This window comes from Pseudomonas sp. GW456-E7 (assembly GCF_059424105.1).
Map to the genome: position 1 here is coordinate 35,185 of NZ_JBWKZB010000016.1, position 21,085 is coordinate 56,269.

Here is a 21,085-nt window from a genome sequence, read left to right on the forward strand (position 1 = left end):
ACAAGGCAGGCTGGAACCGAGCTGCGCAATCAAAAAAAGGGGGACATTCGGCCGTGAACATTTCAGCCACCTGCCTCTTGATCAGCCTGTTGGCTTCGGTTGCGGCTACTGCCCTCGGAGCTGTTTCAGTGTTCGATCTGGACTTCACCCGATCGGCCATGGAAACCCTGAAAAAACTGGATATCAACGACGCTTGCATCATCTCCGCTTCAAGTCCTGCCGCGTTTACCTTCTGCCGAAAAGGATCGTCGACGCTCTGGAAATATCAGGTGCTGGATCTGGAGCAACAGGCGGCGATTCAAGTGGGGCAAAAGCGCACTTCGACGGACTATCAACGAATTACCGTTGTGCAACTCAATAGCGTTGCCTGCGAGCAGGATCACCTTGTCGCATTGGCTAAACCGGCTATCAGGCGTGGATTTGCCCTTGGCCTGATCACCCTGTTTCTGTTGGTCGGCCTGCGGTATACCTACCGGGCAATCAGGCATGGTTATTACGTACAGGCCGGTGTTGCGAGGCCCGGTTTGCAGCGATTGAGCGAATCCGGGTTACCGCAACATTCAACGGTCATGGCGTTGTTCGCCTGGGGCATGGCGGCAGCTACGGCATTTGTGTACTTCGGCTTTTGAGTCTGGGGCGAACAGTATTCATCCATCAGGCGGTGTGAACTCGCTGGCTCACACGCTTGAGTACCTGTAAGTAAGAGGGGGGTGGCGGCACGATGCCGCGCTGCCGTAAAAGAGCATGCAACTTCGGCAGGCGAAAATACGGCACCGATGCCATCAGATGATGCTCGATGTGGAAGTTGACCCGGATAGGCGCCACGCAAGCGCGGGCGATCAAACCGGCCTGTGTGGTTCGCGTATTGCGAAGGACGTCCGTGCCTGGTTCCAGGCAGGCATGTTCCGCCATGGAGCGGATGCGGATGAACAACGGGAACGGCGTGATATAAGCCAGCACCCACACGCCGTACAACCATGCCTGTCCACTGATCCAGAATGCGGCAAGGAGCAGGCCGTTGGTGAGTAGCATGCCGCTGGCGTTTCTGAAGAAGGTCCGTGGGTAGTCCCACCAGCGACGACCTGCCTGCGGCAGGCGGCGGATATCGCTGGTGAGTGACCACTGCAGCACGCCGGCATCCATCAGCAAGCGTCCCGCCAGGAACTTGAGGCCGGTAATGCCTGAAAGATCACGCAGGCACTTGCGCATCAAGGAGCGTCGCGTCGTAGGCAATCCGGCAACCAGGCAGAGATCGGGGTCGTCGACGGAAGAGGTCCTGGCGTGATGAGTCAGGTGATAGGGACGATATTTGCGCAGCTCGTTCCAGATCGGCCGGGCGCACAACCAGTCGACCAGTAGGTCATTGCACCATTTGCTCTTGAACAATGTCCCGTGCGCGGCGTCGTGCTGCAAAATGCCAAAGCACAACTGGCGTCCGGCAATAATCACGACACCCACGATCAGGGCGAGACTGAATCCCCACCAGGGCAAGAGTTCGCGGGCCCAGGCCAGGCTTGTAAAGGTCAAGGCCAACACGCCCCAGGTAGACACCACCGCCCAGGCACCCCAGAGGTCTGAGCGTTCGCTGAAGGATTTGATTTCGTCGCGGCTGAGAATATCGCTGATTTTGGTTTTGTTATGCATGTCTATCCTCGACATCAAGGGCCTGGAGCCGGCCCGGGTGATGAATCAGTTGAGTCTTCAGGGCTGTTGCACAAAGGTGCGCCAGATCTGGTGGCCGCGATCCACGAAACGCTGGGTGCAGGCAAAGAACTCCGTGCGCAGCGCCACATCGACCATGGGTTCCGGTAGCAGGGGATCGAAGACGATCTGGCGGATGCCTTCGCGGCCGAGGATGAAAGACTCGCGTGCGGCCATGTCCGGCTTCAGTTGCCCGGCGCGCAGCGTCCAGCTTTCCAATTGCTCGCAATGGCGGCGGTAGCTGTCGTTGAGCAACTCACCCTTCCACAGGTTTTGTATTCGCTGCGCCTGCGCCTCTTCGAAGCCCAGGGCCTGGAAAACCAGTGCGACCGGTTCCAGGCCGAGTTCGATCAAGCGTCGACGCAGCGACTCGATATCAGGCGAGATATTGTTCGGGCGCACGTACAGGTCTTTGTCCAGCTCCGCGAAACCCAGCATGTGCAGGGCACGTTCACGCTGGCGCAAGATGTTGCGATCACTGCGCCCCAAGGCGTTGCACGCCACCATCAGATAACTGCCGTCCCACGGCCGCAGATGCTGTTCCACGCTGCGCCACTCGAACAACTGCGCCGAGATGTCCCTGGCCTTCGGCCCCAGCTGATAACTTCCTCGGCCCGCACCTTCCAGCAATGCTTCGATAGTGAGGCGCGCCAAGGTGACCCGGACGTTGTTTTCACTGATGCCGAATAGCTCGCAGGCGACGATGGCTTCCCTGACCTGCAAGGGAACGCCGTTTTTAGCAACCAGCAGTTCGAGCACCAGGCTTTTTACGCAAGGTTTCATTGTCTTTCCAGGTCATTACAGGTTGTGAATAAATCTATCGTGCTGTGTAATATTACACAATAGTAGGTTTATTTATTTTTATTGTAATGATCAGGTTGACGGCCTTATGTCATGCGCTCGCCTGGAAAACGCCTTCGCCGGCAAGCCTGCTCCCACAGGGTTTTGCGTCGCTCACAAAAGGAGGGTGAATACGCGTTCTCTGTGGGAGCTGGCTTGCCAGCGAAGACGGCCTCGCGTCATGCACCGGCCTGGAAAACGCCTTCGCCGGCAAGCCGGCTCCCACAGGTTTTTGCGTCGCTCACAAAAGGAGGGTGAATACGCGTTCTCTGTGGGAGCTGGCCTGCCAGCGAAGACGGCCTCGCGTCATGCACCGGCCCGGAAAACGCCTTCGCCGGCAAGCCGGCTCCCACAAGGTTTTGCGTCGCTCACAAAACGAGGGTGAATACGCGTTCTCTGTTGGAGCTGGCTTGCCAGCGAAGATACCTTGGGCTGCCGGATCAACGGCGGTTTACCGCTCCAGGCATGGCCACTACCCACCCTGTGGCAGCACCCGGGCATTATTTCCCGAGCCTTCGATGTAAACGTTCATGCCTTTGCTCAGGGCCGGATTGATCGGCTGGGTGACCGATACCAGCACGCCACTCTTCACCCGCACGATGACCTGCTGCGCCGCTACCGGCTGGTCATACTTTTTCTTCTCTGCGTAATTGCCGCCCACCGCACCGGCGAGTGCACCGGCGACCATGGCGACGTCGCGCCCGGTGCCACTGCCGATCAGGCTGCCGATACCGAGGCCGCCAAGGCCTCCGAGGACAGCGCCGACGCCACTGTCGTGATTGGTCTGCATCTGCGTCAGCGATATCTGCTCGATCTTGCCCGAGCGAATCTCCATTTCACCGGCACCGCCCTCGTTCGATCCCACGGCGGAACAGGCACTGATCAAGACAGTCGCCAACGCGACCGTCAGCCAGGACAGGATTGCTTTCATAGCTGTGCACCTCGTCATTGGTATTTGATGGCAATGCCTTTGAGCTTGCGGCCCTGGATCGTATCGATGTCGCGGTTCCACAGAGGTCCGGTCACGTAGGCGGCAACGGGTTGGATCCGGTCATAAACCACCACCACCGCGTCTGCACCCAGCTTGGCGCCTTCTTCACGCAGTTTCTGTTCGACCTGGGTGATGGGAGGCGCCGGGTCGACGCTGGCATCGATCAGGATTTCGCCCAAACGCACGCTGGGGCGCGTCGGTTCCGTGCGTAATATCTGGACTTCGGCGGGCAGGGTCGGAGCAGGGTGCTCGACCCCGACGTAGGCGGTCGTCTGGGCATCCACCGTTGCGCAAGCGCTTAACGCAAGCGCGCTGGCGATGAGTGCTGCGGCGATTAAAGGTCTGTGCAGATGTGTGAGTCGAAGCAATGTATGGGAAGCCATGTCAGCTATTCCTCTATCGGGAAGAGATTCAACTGCGGATGAATGCCCAGAGATCGACGTTCAACTTGTCGATCGCCGCCTTGAAGTCCTGGGCGGTGATTTTCTGGGTTTCGTTGGACAGCTGCTTGCCGAACACCTTGCGCACGACCCTGGCCACGGTCTGGTTGTCTCTCGCGTCGATGAGCTCGGCCTCGATGTACAGCTCGGTGTCCTGATCGCGGTGACCGGTGGCCGCCTGTGTCGCCCCGACGACAGCGGCGACGGGCACCACTTCATACCATTTCATGCCTTCGTTGGAGGCGCTCACGCCGGTAATCGCGGCGCGCAGGATCAAGGTTTTCGAACCTTTTGGCGCGGCACTCGTGTGGTGGACCATCCGGTATTTCTGCCCCAGCGTCGCCTTGACCCTGTTGGACATGTAGTCCCGGATGTCATCGAGTGTCTGCTGGTTGACCCGCTCATTGGGTTGGGGCGCCGGATACAGTTCCAGTCGCTCGAACGCTACCGTGTCATAGGCATTGGGGTTCCACGACGGGCTCACCCAGCGCATCGCCGTGCCGCCGCTGGGCGTGGTGACCTCCTGCAGATTGTCGTAGTTGGACAGGTAGCCGGAGTACTGCGCCTGTTCAGTGACTTTGGAGGTGCAACCGCCGAGCAGAAGCCCGGCCACGGCGGCACCGACAAGCAGGTTTCGGGACAGACTCATGATGCTGTGATCTCCTCGGATGAAGTCGCTTTTGTGTGGCAAGACACTCAAAAGCGCCAGGTCATGTTTCCGGTCACGGCTTGAATCCAGGCGCTGTCGAATTGACCGGAAATTCGATTGCCCGAAACGTTTCTGGTCTGGTCCACCGGCATGTCGCCAATCCAGATCATGGCCCAGCTGAGGTTGACGTCGGTGTCCTTGTCCAGCGCATAGGTGGCTCCTGTCGCAAGGCGCCAGGATTCGGCCATCGGTACGGTCACGGTGCGGTTGCTGTCCGACACGGCACTGCTGTCGTAAGCCACGCCGACGTTCCACAACCATTGCTCGGTGGCCTGGTATTGCGCACCCAGGGACAGGTGCCAGGTGTCCTTGAAACCGGCGTCGACCGTTGTCGATTGCGCGCCGAGCGCCGTGGTGTCGACCTGCACCGCGATGTCGCCGAATTCCGACCAGTCCTGCCAGTTGACCGAAGCGAGCAAGGCCCATTGTCGGTCCAGTTGCTGGAACAGGCTCAGGGTGACGGTTTGCGGCACCTTCATGTCGAGTTCGGTCTTGGTGTTGTTGACGCGCTCGAGCAGTCGGCCATCGCCTTTCACATCCAGCCGGTCCTCGAAGTCCAGATCGACCTGGCTGGTGTAGGTCAGGCCAATGCGCGTGCCGGGTTGCGGGGCGTAGATGACACCGACATTCGCACCGAAGCCCCAATCCTGGTCCTTGTACTTGAATTGGCCGTCGGTGCGGTCGGTAAAGCCGAACGGCGAGCGGTCAATCGCGGTCTGGGCTTGCAGCATGCCGTACATGGCCTTGACGCCCAGCCCTACCGACCATTGCTCGTTGAAGCGGTAAGCCACGCTGGGTACCAACGACAAACCACCCAGGCTGGCGTTCTGGGCGAAGTAGCGGCCTGACCAATCGTTGTCGTAATTGACCGCCAGGCCGAAATCGGCGTACTGGCCGAAGCCGACGCTCCAGTGGTCGTCCAGTTCATGGCTGATGAAAAAACTGCCGCCGGGAATCGGGTCGAGGGCATTGCCACTGCCGCTGCCCGGCACGTTGGTGTCTTCGTCGCGATCGAACTTGAGGTCGCCGTAAAGCACCTGCAAGCCCGCGGTGATCTGTGTGCCCGGCAAGTAACTCAGGCCCGCCGGATTACTGGCGATGGTCGAAGGGCCCTGGGCCCGGGCGGCGGCGCCGGCGTTGGCCAGGCCGGCGTTATCGGTGCCGATTTCGTAGAGCATGAGGCCGCCGGCCCAGGCTTGCTGGCTGCATAGGGCCAATAACGTAAAGGCAGGCATTGCTCCTGATCTGGTTTGCATGGATTAGATCCCGGCAAGTGTACATTTTCGAAATAAGCGTAATAGCGATCGTCGAGAAACTTTAATTGCATTGAACCAGTACGGCTCGATCACTCATAAGTGGTAGTTCATATTCTCGATATTGGAAGGAACAACTTGTGAATAGCGCCATCCATGTTATTCAGAGTCGTGAAGTAGAGCGCCACAGCGCTTCACCCCGGCGCAGGATGAAGCGCAGCCCTTGTTGATTACTGTTGGGTGCCTGGCAGTAGTTCAAAGGTCGGGGTAAACGGGGTGATCGCCGCCATCAACAGTTCGAACGGTTTACGATCGCCCTCGAAAGTGGCTTTGCCGGCTGCAACAAGTTGATCAAAGCTGGTTTTCCTGGCCATCACACCTTCAAGGTCAGCACGGTCAAGAGTGATGGTAAGGTCGGGTTTGCTGGCTTGCTGCCCCTTGATATTGGTCAACGTCGAGTTGCTCAACTCCACGACAAACTGCTCGCCGTTATCGGGTGTCTTGAGGTTGAAGATGAAGTGCTGGTTCGCGACTTTGCTGCCATCCAGGGCAATGCCCAGGTACTCCAGCCATAACTCGGTGCTCATGCCGCGGATCATGTCCGCACCACCCGTTTTTGGCGGCACACCCTTGGGCATGCCATGGCGCAGTTCATAGGCTGCCGAGAGGAAACTGTTGCGCACGCCAGCACTTTCTTTCTGATAACCGACTTGCTCATAGACATCCGCGAGCAAGTCCTTGGCCTTGCTGTTCTGCGGTTCGGCATACACCAGCTTGTTGAGGATCTCATAGGCTTCGCGGTACTTGCCCTGATCGAACAAGGATTGACCCTTGGCCATGATTTTGTCAGCGCCGCCCATCATTTCCACATACAGCGGTGCCGAATCTTTCGGTGACAGCGGCATCAGCGTCGCCGGATTGGCATCCCAGTAACCCAGGTAGCGGTTGATCACGGCGCGACTGTTGTGCTCTTCCGAGCCGTGGTAGCTATGGGTGGCCCAGTTGTTTTTCAGGCTTTCGGGCAATTTGTAGACGTTTTGAATCTCGTTGATGGTGACGCCCTGGTTGGCGGCATGCAGCACGGCGTTGTTCAGGTTGGCATAGGCATCGCGTTGCGCGCGCATCACATCCTGAATCCGCTCATTGCCCCAGCGTGGCCAACTGTGGGAGGCGAACATGACGTCTGCCGTCTGACCGTAGCGATACAGGGCATTGTTGATGTTCTTCGACCAGACCAGCGGGTCGCGGACGAGGGCGCCGCGCAGGGTATAGATGTTATGGATGGTGCCGGTGATGTTCTCGGCTGCCCAGAAGGCCTTGAATTGTGGAAACCAGGTGTTCATCTCAGCGGGCGCTTCAGTGCCTGGCGTACTCTGGAACTCCATCTCCACACCGTCGATGGTCAGAGTCTCGAAATCTTTGGTAATGAAGCGATTAGGTTCGATCAGGCCCATGTTGCCACTGGAAGCGTTTTTACCAATGGCCATGTCGACATGACCATAGGGGCTGTGCGGCAACAGCAAACCATATTGCAAGAACGCCCGCCGGTTCATGGCGTTGCCGGCGTAGACGTTTTCAGCCACGGCATGCTCCATGAAACCTTGCGGTGCAATCAGCGGGATCTTGCCGCTGCGGACATCGGCCTCGTCGACCACGCCACGGATTCCGCCAAAGTGATCGGCATGGGAGTGGGAGATCACCACCGCCACGACCGGGCGCTTGCCCAGTTTTTCGTTGATGAAGTCCAGTGCGGCCCTGGCGGTTTCCTTCGACAACAGCGTGTCGAAGACAATCCAGCCGGTGTCGCCCTTGATGAAGGTGATATTGGCCAGGTCAAACCCGCGCACCTGGTAGATCTTGTCCGGAACGACTTCATAGAGGCCATAGGCCGTATTGAGCACCGCCTGCCGCTGCAGCGACGGATTGATGCTGTCGTAATCCTTGCCTTCATTCAGGAAGTTGTAGCTGCCCATGTTCCACGCGACGTTTCCGGCGTCGGCCATGATCTTCTTGTAGGGCGGTGCGGCGATGAAGCCTTTTTTCGCTTCTTCAAGGTCGCGCTTGTCTGCAAAGGGGAGTGTCTTGCGCACAGTGTTCTGCATGTCGACCGTGTAGGACGAAGGCGCCTTGCCCTTGCTGTCGAAGTGCACGTTTTGCGATGGAGCCGGATCGGAAGCTGCGCCGTTTGCATCGGCCGCGAAAACGCCAGGGCTGATGCCACCGCCAAGTGTGATCGCCAGTGCCAGATGGAGGGTCTTGTTGTACATGAAAGGTTCCTGCGCCAGATGAAGTGTCCAAGGGCGTCAAGGCAACGCGAGTGTTCTGCGTTCTCGGCTTGACCTGTCGAACCATGAATAGCATATTGAGTTAATTCCGAAAAATTCCGTTTTAAAGGCTTTCGATAACATAAAGGTTATGAAATGACGCCGAACCGTCTACGTCAGTTTTTGGCATTGATCGAGCACGCACACTTTGGCCGGGCCGCGAAGGCTCTGGGTGTTTCCCAGCCGGCGCTGAGCAAAAGCATCCAGTTGCTGGAGCGCGAACTCGGGGTCACGTTGTTCGATCGACGCACCGACGGTGTTGTATTGACTGCATTTGGTCATTTGCTTCGGGAGAAGAGTCAGCGCCTGTTGGTGGCAGAGCAGGATCTGCGGCGTGACATTGCCTTGCTGGCGGGCGGGGATATTGGCGCACTGAAAGTCGCTTTCGGTCCTTACCCCAGTATCATCAGCGGCTACGCCGGCATCGCGCGGATACATGCCCGGCATCCGCAAATCAGGGTGACGGCACATGTGGCCGGGTGGCGGGAGGTGGCGCATCAGGTCACAACCGGCGTGGTGGATCTGGGCATCGCTGAAATCAGTACGTTGCAAGGCCGGGAAGAACTCACCTGCGAGTTGTTGGGGGAACATGAAGGCCGCCTGTTCTGTCGCCCGGACCATCCGCTGCTGGCGCAAAACCGTTCCCTGACGCTGGCACAAACACTCGATTACCCCTGGGTGGCGTCGCGCATTCCCTTGCGATTGGCGACCCACTTGCTTCCGGCAACGCTGGGTTGCGCCGGTGCCTATGATGCGCTGACCGGAGACTTCGTACCGGCCATCGAAATTGATGTGCCCATGCAAATCGTGAAGTTCGTCGAGAACAGCAACGCCCTGGCGCTGGGGAATCTGTCGACGTTCGAGCGCGAATTGTCGGCGGGAGAAATCGCGCCGTTACCCGTTCAGGACCTCGCACTGCGTACCCGCTACGGCTTCATTTACCTCAAGGAGCGTTCACTGCCACCCGCGGTAGAGGTGTTCATGAATGAAGTGAGGGCAGTGGAGGCCGACGTTTGCCAGCGCGAAAGTCTGTTGGTCAAGATCATGGAGGCGTGAACGCCAGGGACAGATGACCCTGTCCGCGTTTCTTCTATTTTTTTGCCTGATCGCCGGGCGACAGGTGTGAAGTTTTCCAATGCGGATTTATTGAGGTACAGCCCATTTATTAATGAGCTATACCCAATGTTCCCCCATGCACTTCTTCCACTTTTGGAGGTTGTTATGAATACCCGCATCGTTCCACTCGCGCTACTCATTGCAGGTCTCTTCGGTTGCAGCACGGCTTCAAACCACTCAATGAATCTGCCTCTGGCGGCCACCCACCGCAATGCGGGCCAAACAGGCAACGCCACCCTGACAGCCGAAGGCAACCAGACCAATTTTGATTTCTATATCACTGGCGTTCCGACCGGAACCCTCCTGCCGCCGCGCATTTACACCTTCATCAACAAAGGCAGCTGTCAGCAACCCGGACCTGTCGCCTATGCAATGAACGACAAGGTCAATACAAAAAATGAAGCCGGGTCCAACGGTTGGAGCTTTTACCGTAATGCGCCTATCGCAACGTCAGAGTTGCTTTCCGGAAAATACTCCATCGTCGTGCGTACATCACCCGAAGATGGCAGCGTCGATATTTTCTGCGGCGATGTCGCGCAGGCAAAGCGATGAAATGATGTGATCCATGAAGGGGCGGCTTTGCGGCCGGCTCCTTGTAAATGCGCGTCTATACTCACCATCCGGTTAGTGGTAGGGCTGAATACTGGGTATGCATAGGACTGGAGCCAAATGCCATTGCGGTCAAAGCTCAACATATTTAAGGAAGCCGCACCCGTGACGGACGACCGTCAGTATTAAGGATGGGGCAGTTGAAGTTTTTGAGCCTTGAGAGATGAGAGCACGACGTATCCGAGATGGGTAGTTATGTGAATCAACTGGAAGAGGATCAAGTTCATGAAACTGAGAAAACTTGTACTGACGGGACTGGCGTTAAGCAGTCTTGCAGGTGCAGCCAGCCTGTCGACAGTGACTCAAGCGGCAGACAAGAAACCCAACATCATGTTCATCATGGCCGATGACATCGGCTGGATGCAGCCGAGCATCTATCACCAGGGCCTGGCGGTGGGTGAAACGCCGAATATCGATCGCATCGCCCAGGAAGGCGCGAAATTCATGACCTACTACGCCGAGCAGAGTTGTACGGCGGGGCGCAATGCTTTTTTTACCGGGATGCACCCGCTGCGAACCGGCATGATCCCACCGCAATTGCCCGGCAGCCCTTCATGGCTGCGCCCTGGTACCCCGACACTGTCCAAGTTCCTGCTGGATCTGGGCTATAACACGGGCGAATTTGGCAAGAACCACCTGGGTGACAATTTTGAGGCACTGCCGACTTCCCACGGCTTCCAGGAATTCTGGGGCTACCTCTATCACCTCGATGCGATGCAGGGCGTGAGTTTTGTCGATATCAACAAGACGCCGCAGGTGCAGGGCATAGCACCGCCCTGCAAGACCTCTCCCATCAATGGGCTGCCGGATGTACCAGGCGCCATCGATCCGCGGGAAGGTACCTGCCTGACGCCACCTCGTCCGGTCATGTCCTGCGTCTCCAGCGACGGTACGCAGAAGAACACCACATGCAAGGACGAAGGGCCGCTGACGCTGGAACGCTCGAAGTCCGTGGATGAAGAAATCTCTGCCAAGGTCATCGACTTCCTCGACCGCAACGATCCGAAGAAGACCAACAAGCCCTTCTTCGTCTGGTACAACCCGGCGCGCATGCACATCACCACGGTGCTGCCACCCAAGTATGACGCCATGGTCGGTGAGCCCGGCGGAAAAGACTGGGGCACCAACGAAGCAGGCATGAAGCAACTGGACGACAATATTGGTTATGTCCTGAAGAAACTCGAGGACATGGGCCAACTGGACAACACCATAGTCGTCTTCACCACCGACAACGGTGCGGAAACCATTACCTTCCCCGACGGCGGTACAACCCCGTTCAAAGGCGGCAAGTTGACCACCTGGGAGGGTGGCATGCGCGCTCCGCTGGTCATCCGCTGGCCCGGGGTGATCAAGCCAGGCACTGTCCTGACCGACATCTTTGCCTCCCTCGACTGGGTGCCGACACTGGTCAGTATCGCTGGCGGCAAGAAGGGCAATGAGCTGAACGAGCAGATCATGGCGGGCAATTACCCCGGCATCGTCAAGACCAAGCTCGATGGCGTGGATCAGACGGACTACCTGACCGGCAAGTCCGACAAGTCGGCGCGCGACACCTTCTTCTACTACACCGGGTCACAACCTTCGGCGGTGCGCTACAAGAACTGGAAGATGTACTACACCATAGTGCCGGATACCGCGACGGGCGGGTTGTATGGCGCGACCACTTTCCACTGGACCCAACTGCTGAACCTCAAGCGCGACCCCTTTGAAACAACCGTTGGTGCCGACGCCAAGTCCATCTCGGGCTATGCCGGTGCCTTGGGCTCAGCGGGTAACGCCTATATCTACAACTGGAACATGCTGCCGATCGGACAGTTGCTCTGGGAGAAGGAGCTGATGTCGTACAAGGACTTCCCGCCTATGCAGGCGCCGGAAACCTACAACCTGGACGGCATCCTCAAAGCCATGCGGCAGAGTGGTCATAACGGACACGATTAACCTCGCGGCTGGTGAGCTGCCATAAAAAAAGGGCGCCCCAACAGGCGCCCGTTTTTTTCGGGAGAGCTTTCAGTCCTACTTCGCTACACCGTTGAGTAGCACCCCATAGGACTGCAGAAACTCCACCGTCCCGTGAAAGATCAGACCCACGCCCATCGCCGAAACGAAGAAACCGACGATGCGGGTCGCGGCATCGATGCCTTGCGGGCCAATCTTCTTGAGAATGTTGTTGGCGTAGGCCAACGAGAGGTAAGTGACCAGCATGGTGGCGCAGATCGCCAGCGCCACGACGGCGAAGGACAGTACGGCGCGGTCGGAGTCCTTGATGGTGCTCGTCAGGCCAATCACCGTGGCAATGGCGCCGGGGCCGAACATGATCGGCATGGCCATGGGGATGAAAGATACGTCCTCGTCGCCTTTGCCACCGCTTGGAATCAGGCTGCTGTCGGGCGAGGGCGCAAAAAGCTCGAACCCGATTCGCATCAGGATCACCCCGCCGACCACTCGAATCATACTCAGCGGAACTTCAAACAAACGCAGCAGCAGGTTGCCGAAGATCAAAAAGAAAAACATCAACAGCAATGCGTAAAGACAGGCTTTGCGTGCAACACGGCGCTGTTCGACAGAGTCTTTGCCCTGCAGCAGACCCAGGAATACCGGAATGGCCTCCAGTGGGTTGATGATTGCCAGCAGGGTAGTGAACATGCCGAAGAACAGGGTGAAGTAGGTGTTCATGGATGGTCTGCCCAAACGGGTGGTTGACCAAGTTACCTTAGCTGATCAGGAACAAATCACCTCAAACCACTGCCGCACTGTTCGGAACCTGTGTACCGATACCGCTGACCTCCGGCAGCAACGCCGAAGGTCGATTCGACGGCAGGATCACCTACTGGCGGACACCCAGTCCGCCGCGCGTTCGGCGATCATGATTGAAGCGGCGTTGGTGTTGCCGCCCACCAGCGTCGGCATGATCGAGGCATCCACCACCCGCAGCCCCTCGATGCCATGCACGCGCAATTGGCTGTCCACCACCGCACGCTCGTCGTTGCCCATCTTGCAGGTACCGACCGGGTGATAAATGGTGTCGGTACGCTGGCGCAACAGCTCGATCAGCTGTTCATCGCCGTACAAGCCCTCGCTGAACATATCCTTCAAGCCATAACGCGCCATCGGCGCTTGTTGAATGATGTTCCGGGTCATGCGGTAGCCCGTGAGCAGGGTCTCGACATCTTCGTCATGCCCGAGAATGTTCGGGTCGATGCGCGGTGGGGCGCTCGGGTCGTTTGATTGCAGGCCGACGCTGCCGGTGCTCTTGGGCCGTAACACGCAGACGTGGCAACTGAAGCCGTGACCCCAGTGCAGCTTGCGGTTGTGGTCGTCGATCATCGCGATCACCGAATGCAGCTGGATATCCGGGCGTGCAAGTTTGGCATCGGTTTTCAGGAAGCCGCCACCTTCGGCGAAGTTGCTCACAAAAGGGCCGCGCCGATGACGGGCATAGTCGATCAATGCCTTGCCCATCTTCACACTGCCGCGCAGTGAGACACCCATCAATGACGTATCCTGGCTCCTGTAGCTGAGCACGACATCCGGATGGTCCTGCAGGTTTTGCCCGACACCGGGCAGTTCGTGCTGCACCGTGATGCCTTGGGGCTTGAGTTCCTCTTGCGGGCCAATCCCCGAGAGCATCAGCAATTGTGGGCTGCCGAAACAACCGGCACTCAGCAGGACCTCCCGGCGTGCTTTGATGGTCTGGCGATTGCCCTTGAGGCGCAGCTCGACACCGACGGCTTTTTTGCCTTCGAGCACAATGCGTTCGGCCGCGGCCGACGTCAGCACCGTGAGGTTCTTGCGCAGGTGTCGAACCGGTTTGAGGAACGCGGTGGCCGTGCTCCAGCGCCGACCGTCGCGGATCGTCACATCGAACTGGCCGACGCCTTCCTGGTCGACGCCATTGAAGTCGGGATTGTGGCGGTGTCCGGCCATCTGTCCCGCCTCGATGAAAGCTTGCGTGACGGGATGCATCGGGTTTTTGCCGACATAGAGTTCGCCCTGCGCCCCGTGATAGTCGCACGCGCCGCGGTGGCTCATTTCACTCTTGCGAAAGTACGGCAGTACCTCGGCGAACGACCAGCCGGGATTGCCCAGCGCCTGCCAATCGTCGAAGTCACTGTGGTGGCCGCGGATATACACCATGCCGTTGATCGAGCTGCTTCCGCCCAGTACCTTGCCGCGTGGCTGGTAGCCGCGACGGCCGTTCAAGCCGGGCTGCGGTACTGTGTGAAATGCCCAGTTGACGTGTCGGCTCGGCAGGATCGCCGCGACGCCCACCGGGGCATGGATCAATGGCGAGCGGTCTTCCGGACCGGCCTCCAGCAAACAGACCGTGATATCGGGATTTGCACTCAAGCGGTTGGCCAGGACACAGCCGGCTGAACCGGCACCAATGATTACGTAGTCGAATTCCATCACACAATGATCCCGAGCGAGCGAACAGGGGCTGCTTCACCAGGAAGCAACAAAGGTACCTGGGACCGATTGTTGGCTGAAGGCGTTAGAAAATTATTGACCTCTCATGCCAATTATTTGATCTTTGACGACATGACTACATTGATCAGAACAAGCTCGTTGACCGGATTCCGTGAGGTGGCAAGCCAGCTTGGCGGGCAGGCCGACCTCATGCTCGAGCGCTTCCGCATCCATCCGGACGTGCTGATGGACGAGGAAGCACGGATACCGTTGCGTTCGCTGGTCGGGCTGCTGGAGTTTGCCGCCCGAGAGCTCGATTGCCCTGATTTTGGCCTGCGCATGGCCGAGTACCAGGACTTGCACGTCCTGGGGCCGATTGCGGTCATCGCTCGAACGTGCGCAACGGCGGGGGAGGCGCTGGAGCAAATCATCCGTTTTATTGGCTACCACAGCCCGGGCATCCAGCTTGATCTGGACCTGAGCGAGAACCACGCGCCGCGCCTGTTGATCGACATCCGCCTGTCCGGACCGACCCCGCGACGGCAAATGGTGGAGCTGGCAATGGGGGTGGCGCATAACGGCATGAAGTTGCTGTATGGCGACAACTTCGTTGCCCAGGCGGTTCTGTTTTCCGCCAATCACTCAGTGGCTCAGGCACGTTACCGGCGCTATTTCAAAACCGCGGTGTGCACCGGGCAATCCTGCAACGCCCTGGTACTTCGTGACGAACAACTCAATCAGCGGATTGAACAGCAGGCCCCCTACCTGCATCGCGCTCTGGAGCAGTATTTCCAGCAGTTCGACTTGCAAGCGACGTCGGATGTTGTCAGTCAGGTCGAGCGCCTGGTGTTGCGCATGATGCCGATACAGCGTTGCCGTTTGCCATTGATTGCCGAGCAACTGGGCATGCACGTGCGTATGTTGCAGCGAAGGCTGGCCGAGCAGGGGCGAAGCTTCGATGAAATAGTCGAGAGCCTGCGGCGTGACCGTGCCGACCACTATCTGGCGGAGCGGCACATGCCGATGTCCCAGGTTGCCGGTCTGCTCGGCTATAGCGAACAGAGCGTGTTCAATCGCGCTTGCCAGCGCTGGTTTTCCATGTCACCGGGCGCCAGGCGCCGTCAGTTGTTCGAATGAAGCTTTATCGATCTTCGCGCGGATCCTGCTGGCTGGAGAAATCTCAACCGTCACCGCTATTGCGAATCACAGCCTTCAGCCAGCGCCGCAGCCGCAAGACTTTGGGAGACATCTCATTGCCATTGAGACACAGCAGGCGGTAAGCCGACACGCGCTCCAGCTTCTCCTTGAAAGGCAGGACCAATTGGCCTGTCTTCAGGTGCTTTTCGATCAGCCCCAGCGGAGCCATCATCAATCCGTGTCCGTCGATGGCCGCCTGCAGGCCATCACTCAGGCTTTCAAAAAGCAGCTCACGCTGTGGCGGGATATCCATGCGTCCGGCGGCTTGATTCCAAAGTGTCCAGACGCCAGGCGCCTGGGCTAGCGCAATGCGAGGGATACTTTCGATGCGCTCCCCGGCAACGAGTCTTGCCGCTATTTGCGGTGCACAGACAGGCGCACCGGAGACATCCGCCAGTTTTTCCGAAAATACGTTGAATCGGGTTTGCGTGGTGTGGCGAATGGCGATGTCCAGCTCGCGGGCTTCCAGATCGGCCACTCTGGATGAAAACTCCATATGCACGGTGATATCCGGGTTCTCACGTTCGAACTGCGCCATGCCCGCACTCAGGTAGGTCGCCGCGAAACTGGGCGCCACACTGATGCGTAAAGGGCTGGTATCACTGGCTTGCTTGACCGCCTGAAGCCCGATAGAGATCTCCGCCAACCCCCGGCTGACGTGCAGCTGCAGCTTGCGACCGCTTTCGGTCAATTCGATTTGCCGATTGCGTCGAACAAAAAGCGCCACACCCAATACGCCTTCCAGCCTTCGAACCTGGTGACTGATTGCCGAAGGCGTCAGGTGCAGGAACGTCGCGGCCTCTTGAAAGGAGCCCAGCCGCGCAGCGGCTTCAAAAGCATTGAGCGCAGGCAGTTGTCGCACGCTTTCTGCCGGGATGAGGATCTTCTTTTCGCGTGACATTTTGTCATCCAAGTAAAACCAATGTCGTTTGTCGAGCTCACGACCCCGCTCGTACTGTTGTTCACGAGATCGATGATCCGAGGCGCACCTATGCGCCCCGGAACACGCCACGACCAATACCACGAGCGGGGTAAAAACATGAATTCATTTCTGTTGCAAAGGCCATTGGAAGTGCCTGTCGGGTCCTTCACCGGGCTATTCCTGGAGCGAATCCAACGCTACGCAGACAACCCTGCGCTGATCGACGGGCTGAGCGGTGAACAACTGACCTATGCCGAACTGTCCCGGCATGTGCGTGTACTGGCCGGCAACCTGATAGAGCGCGGTCTGGAGCCAGGGGAGGTCACCGCCATCATCGCGCCGAACAGCATCTGGTTCCCGGTGGCTCTGTACGGTATAGCCTTCGCCGGCGGCGTGTACTCCACACTCAATCCCATGTCCTCGCCGGAGGACGTGCGAGAACTCCTCAAGCTGGTGGGGGCCACGCGTGTGATCGTCACCCCGCAAGTCTTCGAACGGCTGCGTGACACCTTGATCACGTTGGAGTTGAAAGAAATTATCGTGCTGGGTGAGTCTGCGGGCCTCACGCCGTTTGCCTCGTTGCTGGTGGGCAAGCCTCTGGCCGAAGAGCGCTGCCGTGATCTGCAAAAAGACCTGTTGGCCCTGATGTTCTCCAGTGGCACCAGCGGCTTCCCCAAGGCGGTGATGCTCAGCAATCGCAACTACGTCGCGGCGACCGAGCAGGTGACCGCCGCCCAGGTTTTCCGCAAGTCCGACACCATCCTGGCGGCGCTGCCGTTCTTCCATATCTATGGACAGACCAGCTTCATAGGCTCGGCACTTTCTCAAGGAGCGCGCTTGATCGTGCTGCCCGCGCTCGATCTGGAAGTGACTTTGCGCGTGATTCAGGATTACAAAATCACTGTCGCTCCGGTCGTTGCACCCGTTGTGTTGCAGTTTGCCAAGCATCCATTGGTCGATCACTTCGACCTGTCGAGCCTGCGCCTGGCCATCTCCGGCGCCTCGCCCATCAGTGCTGACCTGCTGAAGAGCGCCGCCGATCGATTGAAAGTACCGGTGCTCAACGGCTGGGGCCTTACCGAATCCACCACCACCGGCGCTGTTTCCGAGCCGGGCATGCCGAAAGAGGCCGAAGGTTCGGTCGGCCGGGTGATGCATGGCATTGAGGTGCGGGTCGTGGAAATCGGCGGCAGCCAAGACGTGGCGCCAGGTGCGGATGGGGAGCTGCTGATACGCGGTCCCAATGTGATGCTCGGCTACTTCAACAATCCGGCGGCCACCGCCGAAACGATCGATGCGCAGGGCTGGTTGCGGACCGGAGATGTAGGCCGGATCGATGAGCACGGCAATCTGCGAATCATCGACCGTGCCAAAGAGTTCATCAAGTTCAAAGGCTTCCAGATCAGCCCGGTCGAACTCGAAAGTGTGTTGTTGATGCACCCGGCGGTGGCGGATGCCGGCGTCGTGCCCAGCCCTGACACCGAATCCGGTGAGGTGCCCAAAGCCTTCGTTGTGCTGCGCTCACCTGTGACAGAAGCCGAACTGATCGACTTTGTCGCACAGCGTGTAACCCCCTACAAGAAACTGCGCGACATCGAGTTCATCGACGCCATTCCGAAGAACCCGGCAGGGAAAATCCTGCGGCGGATCCTGGTACTGCGCGAGCGCGAAAAACGCGAAACCCATGCCGCGTCCGGCGACCGCCTTGAGGATCGGGTCGTAGTCACACGCCACGGTAATGTGCTGTCGATCTGCCTGGACCGTCCGCGCAAGATGAATGCCTTCGACCGCGACATGTTCATCGGCCTGGCCAAGGCCATGGCGATCTACGAAGACGATCCAAGCCTGCGTTGTGCGGTGTTGCATGCCAATGGCCTGGTCTTCACTTCGGGCATGGACATCGTCAGCACTGCGCCTCTCGCCGCGCGGGGAGAGTTGCGTATCGGCGATCCATCGCTGGTGGATATGCTCGAAATCGACCCGGCCGTTCGCCGCCGGAGCAAACCGGTGGTACTCGCTGTTCATGGCAAGTGCATGAACCTGGGGGTGGAGCTGGCGGCAGCGGCGGACATTGTTATCGCCGCGCACGATGTCACGTTCATTCAACGCGAGGTGGCAGTCGGGTTGTTCCCGTTCGGGGGGGCCACCGTGTTCTTGCCGGCAAAAATCGGTCTCGGTAACGCGCTTCGCTACATCCTGACGGCGGAGGAGTTCGATGCTCAGTCCGCTTGCCGGATGGGGCTGGTGCAAGAAGTCGTACCGCAGAGCCAGCTGATGACGCGCGCTTTCGAATTCGCACGGCTGATTGCGCAGAACTCACCGTCCGGGGTTAAAGCAGCGCTTGCGTCGGTGCGCCTGGCCCGTGAAAAAGGCCCGGAGGCGGCGCTTGCAACACTGCTCAGTGAAGTCGCCCGGTTGACCGGTGCAGAAGACTTCAAGGAAGGCGCTGCGGCCTTCCTGGAAAAACGAGCGCCGAACTTCAAGGACGCGTGAGCGCCACACCGGATGCATTGAATCCTTTGCAATAGAAGGGGGGCGGCTGCGCGACAAGCGTAGCCAAACCCATTTGCCGCCTTTCAATCACTACACAAGGAACTCGGCATGAGTGCCCTGAATATTGCCCAGCCCATCGTTCCCCCCGCCATGCAATCCTGCTTCGAGCACCAACGCGCCGCCTACCTCGCCACGCCCGAGCGCAGCTATGCCCAGCGCGTGGAAGACCTCAAGAAGTTGGCGCGGATGCTGAAAGACAACCGCCAGGCACTGATCGAAGCGATCAACCAGGATTACGGCAACCGCTCCACTTTCGAGACGCTGTTCGCCGAGTTTTTCGTCGTGCTGGGAGATATCAAGTCCACCATCAAGCACCTGAAGAAGTGGGTGAAACCGCAGAAGCGCCACATCGATCTGATGGTCTACCCCACCTCCAGCAACCGTGTCATTCCCCAGCCGCTGGGCGTGGTCGGCGTGATCGTACCCTGGAACTTTCCGCTGCTGCTGTCGTTCGGGCCACTCACCGCCATCTTCGCCGCCGGCAACCGGGCGATGGTCAAGATGTCGGAAAACTCGAACAATCTGACGCGTCTTCTGATGTCCATCTCACCGAAATATTTCCCGCCGCAACAGCTTCAGTTCTTCGAAGACAGCGGCGCCAATGGCTCGGTGGGCCCGGCTTTTTCCTCGATCTCCTTCGACCATCTCTTCTTCACGGGCTCGGGTCAGACCGGCCGCGCCGTGATGGCGAATGCTGCGCGCAACCTGACCCCGGTGACGCTGGAGTTGGGCGGAAAATCACCCGCCGTGGTCGCGCCGGATTTCCCGATGACCCTGGCCGTCGATCGCATCATGTGGAGCAAGGCCTTCAACGCGGGCCAGATCTGCACCAACGTCGACTATGTCTTCATTCCCGCCGGCTCCGAGGCGGACTTTGAACGCGAAGCCCAGCGGGTAATAGCTGAGCGCTACCCCGATATCAATCATGCCGATTACACGTCCATGATCGACCAGCGCGCCTATGACCGCATGCAGGCCACGCTGGATGATGCTGTGGCCAAGGGCGCGCGAGTGGTCAATCTTTTCCCCGAGCAGACGCCGGACAAGACCCTGCGCAAGTTCCCGCTGACCCTGGTGTTCGACGTCAGCGACGACATGGTCATCATGCAGCGCGAGATCTTCGGCCCGCTGCTGCCGGTCAAGACCTATACCACTCGCGAAGAAGTGGCCGGTTATGTCAACAAGCACGACAGGCCACTGGCGCTGTATCCCTTCACCAGGGACCGCGCCCTGCAGGACTACTATGTGACCCACATCATGTCGGGCGGCGTATGCATCAACACCGCGCTGCTGCACGTGTCTCAGCACGACATGCCCTTCGGCGGCGTCGGCGCCAGCGGTATGGGCCATTACCACGGTTACGAAGGTTTTCAGACCTTTTCCAAAATGCGCCCCGTCTATCGCCAGGGCTTCTTCGCCGCCACCAGGATGATGCTGCCGCCCTACGACAAGGGACCGCTCAAGCCCAACAAGCTGATCGAACTGATCATCAAGTTGAAGGGCTGAAGCCCTGTGTACCTGACTGTTGCATAACGTCTTCAAAGGAGTTTTCCATGCCCCTCTATGAATGCCAGACCGTCAAGGGAACGCTCAACGAGCGTCAACGCCAATCGCTGGCCGAGTCCATCACATCCATTCACACCCAGGAGACGGGCGCGCCGGCCAGCTATGTGCACGTGCTGTTCAAGGAGCTTGAAGCGGGAAGCGCATTCACCGCCGGCCAAGTCGCGACCCCCGCGATAATTCGCGGCCAAATACGTGCAGGACGATCACAGGCGACGCGCCACGCCATCCTGCGCGCAATCACCGACGTTTACATGGCCGTCACCGGGGCCGATGCGAATGCAGTGGTCGTGGCAGTGGTCGACATTCCCGCTTCATGGGCCATGGAAGGCGGTCATATTTTCCCGGAACCGGAACAGCCCCCTGAAGGTGCATGACACGCTTCTCTGCGACGAAAACATTTGCGCATTTTTTGACGGCCGATAATTTTGCGACCGTCGTAGGCGCCCCTTACAAAAAA

18 protein-coding genes are annotated in these 21,085 nt (G+C 58.7%); 8 read left to right on the forward strand and 10 right to left on the reverse strand.

Annotated elements, in window-relative coordinates; genetic code table 11:
- Nucleotides 1-128: 128 nt before the first annotated feature.
- Nucleotides 129-629: a hypothetical protein gene (locus AC07YV_RS12735; RefSeq protein ID WP_494990302.1), complete on the forward strand. Its 501-nt coding sequence runs from the start codon at nt 129-131 to the stop codon at nt 627-629.
- A 25-nt stretch (nt 630-654) separates the two neighbouring features.
- Here the strand turns inward: AC07YV_RS12735 and AC07YV_RS12740 are convergent, their stop codons facing one another.
- The 7 genes from AC07YV_RS12740 to AC07YV_RS12770 all read right to left on the reverse strand — a co-directional run bounded on the left by AC07YV_RS12740 (nt 655) and on the right by AC07YV_RS12770 (nt 8,201).
- On the reverse strand, nt 655-1,644 hold the full coding sequence (locus AC07YV_RS12740) for a fatty acid desaturase family protein (RefSeq protein ID WP_102700618.1): 990 nt from the start codon (nt 1,642-1,644) through the stop codon (nt 655-657).
- A 57-nt stretch (nt 1,645-1,701) separates the two neighbouring features.
- Nucleotides 1,702-2,484: a PaaX family transcriptional regulator C-terminal domain-containing protein gene (locus AC07YV_RS12745; protein ID WP_102700619.1), complete on the reverse strand. Its 783-nt coding sequence runs from the start codon at nt 2,482-2,484 to the stop codon at nt 1,702-1,704.
- Nucleotides 2,485-3,013: 529 nt separating this feature from the next.
- On the reverse strand, nt 3,014-3,472 hold the full coding sequence (locus AC07YV_RS12750) for a glycine zipper 2TM domain-containing protein (protein ID WP_102700620.1): 459 nt from the start codon (nt 3,470-3,472) through the stop codon (nt 3,014-3,016).
- A 14-nt stretch (nt 3,473-3,486) separates the two neighbouring features.
- A complete protein-coding gene (locus AC07YV_RS12755; protein ID WP_102700621.1) occupies nt 3,487-3,915 on the reverse strand; it encodes a hypothetical protein in 429 nt (142 codons plus the stop codon).
- A gap of 28 nt (nt 3,916-3,943) precedes the next feature.
- Nucleotides 3,944-4,621 carry a DUF3313 domain-containing protein gene (locus AC07YV_RS12760; RefSeq protein ID WP_102700622.1) on the reverse strand — a complete coding sequence of 226 codons (678 nt, stop codon included), beginning with the start codon at nt 4,619-4,621 and terminating at the stop codon, nt 3,944-3,946.
- A gap of 47 nt (nt 4,622-4,668) precedes the next feature.
- Nucleotides 4,669-5,937, reverse strand: a complete 1,269-nt coding sequence (locus tag AC07YV_RS12765) for an OmpP1/FadL family transporter (protein ID WP_102700623.1) — start codon at nt 5,935-5,937, stop codon at nt 4,669-4,671.
- 227 nt (nt 5,938-6,164) lie between these two features.
- A complete protein-coding gene (locus AC07YV_RS12770) occupies nt 6,165-8,201 on the reverse strand; it encodes an alkyl/aryl-sulfatase (protein WP_102700624.1) in 2,037 nt (678 codons plus the stop codon).
- Nucleotides 8,202-8,354: 153 nt separating this feature from the next.
- On the opposite strand from AC07YV_RS12770, the gene AC07YV_RS12775 reads away from it, so the two are divergent.
- The 3 genes from AC07YV_RS12775 to AC07YV_RS12785 all read left to right on the forward strand — a co-directional run bounded on the left by AC07YV_RS12775 (nt 8,355) and on the right by AC07YV_RS12785 (nt 11,921).
- Entirely contained in the window at nt 8,355-9,314 is a 960-nt protein-coding gene (locus AC07YV_RS12775; RefSeq protein ID WP_102700625.1) for a LysR family transcriptional regulator, read from the forward strand.
- A 165-nt stretch (nt 9,315-9,479) separates the two neighbouring features.
- The gene (locus AC07YV_RS12780) at nt 9,480-9,926 is read left to right on the forward strand and encodes a hypothetical protein (RefSeq protein WP_102700626.1); all 447 of its coding nucleotides are present in this window, start codon (nt 9,480-9,482) and stop codon (nt 9,924-9,926) included.
- A 282-nt stretch (nt 9,927-10,208) separates the two neighbouring features.
- The gene (locus AC07YV_RS12785; protein ID WP_173900822.1) at nt 10,209-11,921 is read left to right on the forward strand and encodes an arylsulfatase; all 1,713 of its coding nucleotides are present in this window, start codon (nt 10,209-10,211) and stop codon (nt 11,919-11,921) included.
- A 75-nt stretch (nt 11,922-11,996) separates the two neighbouring features.
- Here AC07YV_RS12785 and AC07YV_RS12790 read toward each other — a convergent pair whose 3' ends face one another.
- Both AC07YV_RS12790 and AC07YV_RS12795 read right to left on the reverse strand, forming a co-directional pair.
- Nucleotides 11,997-12,656, reverse strand: coding sequence for a MarC family protein (locus tag AC07YV_RS12790; RefSeq protein ID WP_102700627.1), 660 nt, complete (start codon nt 12,654-12,656; stop codon nt 11,997-11,999).
- A gap of 147 nt (nt 12,657-12,803) precedes the next feature.
- Nucleotides 12,804-14,390 (reverse strand): GMC family oxidoreductase, encoded by a 1,587-nt coding sequence (locus AC07YV_RS12795; RefSeq protein ID WP_102700628.1) that lies wholly within the window; start codon nt 14,388-14,390, stop codon nt 12,804-12,806.
- 177 nt (nt 14,391-14,567) lie between these two features.
- Between AC07YV_RS12795 and AC07YV_RS12800 the strand changes: the two genes are divergently transcribed.
- Nucleotides 14,568-15,527 (forward strand): AraC family transcriptional regulator, encoded by a 960-nt coding sequence (locus AC07YV_RS12800; RefSeq protein ID WP_494990303.1) that lies wholly within the window; start codon nt 14,568-14,570, stop codon nt 15,525-15,527.
- Between the two features lie 43 nt (nt 15,528-15,570).
- Here the strand turns inward: AC07YV_RS12800 and AC07YV_RS12805 are convergent, their stop codons facing one another.
- On the reverse strand, nt 15,571-16,599 hold the full coding sequence (locus AC07YV_RS12805) for a LysR substrate-binding domain-containing protein (protein WP_494990304.1): 1,029 nt from the start codon (nt 16,597-16,599) through the stop codon (nt 15,571-15,573).
- Between the two features lie 27 nt (nt 16,600-16,626).
- On the opposite strand from AC07YV_RS12805, the gene AC07YV_RS12810 reads away from it, so the two are divergent.
- From AC07YV_RS12810 to AC07YV_RS12820, 3 genes are all read left to right on the forward strand, one after another.
- Complete coding sequence (locus AC07YV_RS12810) at nt 16,627-19,002, forward strand: crotonase/enoyl-CoA hydratase family protein (RefSeq protein WP_102700630.1); 2,376 nt, start codon at nt 16,627-16,629, stop codon at nt 19,000-19,002.
- Nucleotides 19,003-19,110: 108 nt separating this feature from the next.
- Nucleotides 19,111-20,568: a coniferyl aldehyde dehydrogenase gene (locus tag AC07YV_RS12815; RefSeq protein WP_102700631.1), complete on the forward strand. Its 1,458-nt coding sequence runs from the start codon at nt 19,111-19,113 to the stop codon at nt 20,566-20,568.
- 47 nt (nt 20,569-20,615) lie between these two features.
- A complete protein-coding gene (locus AC07YV_RS12820; RefSeq protein ID WP_102700632.1) occupies nt 20,616-21,002 on the forward strand; it encodes a tautomerase family protein in 387 nt (128 codons plus the stop codon).
- Nucleotides 21,003-21,085: the final 83 nt, after the last annotated feature.

What these genes read in the sequence shown, in the direction of transcription:
- AC07YV_RS12740 (WP_102700618.1), bottom strand. Translation starts at nt 1,644, where the DNA reads ATGCATAACAAAACCAAAATCAGCGATATTCTCAGCCGCGACGAAATC.
- AC07YV_RS12745 (WP_102700619.1), bottom strand. Translation starts at nt 2,484, where the DNA reads ATGAAACCTTGCGTAAAAAGCCTGGTGCTCGAACTGCTGGTTGCTAAA.
- AC07YV_RS12750 (WP_102700620.1), bottom strand. Translation starts at nt 3,472, where the DNA reads ATGAAAGCAATCCTGTCCTGGCTGACGGTCGCGTTGGCGACTGTCTTG.
- AC07YV_RS12755 (WP_102700621.1), bottom strand. Translation starts at nt 3,915, where the DNA reads ATGGCTTCCCATACATTGCTTCGACTCACACATCTGCACAGACCTTTA.
- AC07YV_RS12760 (WP_102700622.1), bottom strand. Translation starts at nt 4,621, where the DNA reads ATGAGTCTGTCCCGAAACCTGCTTGTCGGTGCCGCCGTGGCCGGGCTT.
- AC07YV_RS12765 (WP_102700623.1), bottom strand. Translation starts at nt 5,937, where the DNA reads ATGCAAACCAGATCAGGAGCAATGCCTGCCTTTACGTTATTGGCCCTA.
- AC07YV_RS12770 (WP_102700624.1), bottom strand. Translation starts at nt 8,201, where the DNA reads ATGTACAACAAGACCCTCCATCTGGCACTGGCGATCACACTTGGCGGT.
- AC07YV_RS12775 (WP_102700625.1), top strand. Translation starts at nt 8,355, where the DNA reads ATGACGCCGAACCGTCTACGTCAGTTTTTGGCATTGATCGAGCACGCA.
- AC07YV_RS12780 (WP_102700626.1), top strand. Translation starts at nt 9,480, where the DNA reads ATGAATACCCGCATCGTTCCACTCGCGCTACTCATTGCAGGTCTCTTC.
- AC07YV_RS12785 (WP_173900822.1), top strand. Translation starts at nt 10,209, where the DNA reads ATGAAACTGAGAAAACTTGTACTGACGGGACTGGCGTTAAGCAGTCTT.
- AC07YV_RS12790 (WP_102700627.1), bottom strand. Translation starts at nt 12,656, where the DNA reads ATGAACACCTACTTCACCCTGTTCTTCGGCATGTTCACTACCCTGCTG.
- AC07YV_RS12795 (WP_102700628.1), bottom strand. Translation starts at nt 14,390, where the DNA reads ATGGAATTCGACTACGTAATCATTGGTGCCGGTTCAGCCGGCTGTGTC.
- AC07YV_RS12810 (WP_102700630.1), top strand. Translation starts at nt 16,627, where the DNA reads ATGAATTCATTTCTGTTGCAAAGGCCATTGGAAGTGCCTGTCGGGTCC.
- AC07YV_RS12815 (WP_102700631.1), top strand. Translation starts at nt 19,111, where the DNA reads ATGAGTGCCCTGAATATTGCCCAGCCCATCGTTCCCCCCGCCATGCAA.
- AC07YV_RS12820 (WP_102700632.1), top strand. Translation starts at nt 20,616, where the DNA reads ATGCCCCTCTATGAATGCCAGACCGTCAAGGGAACGCTCAACGAGCGT.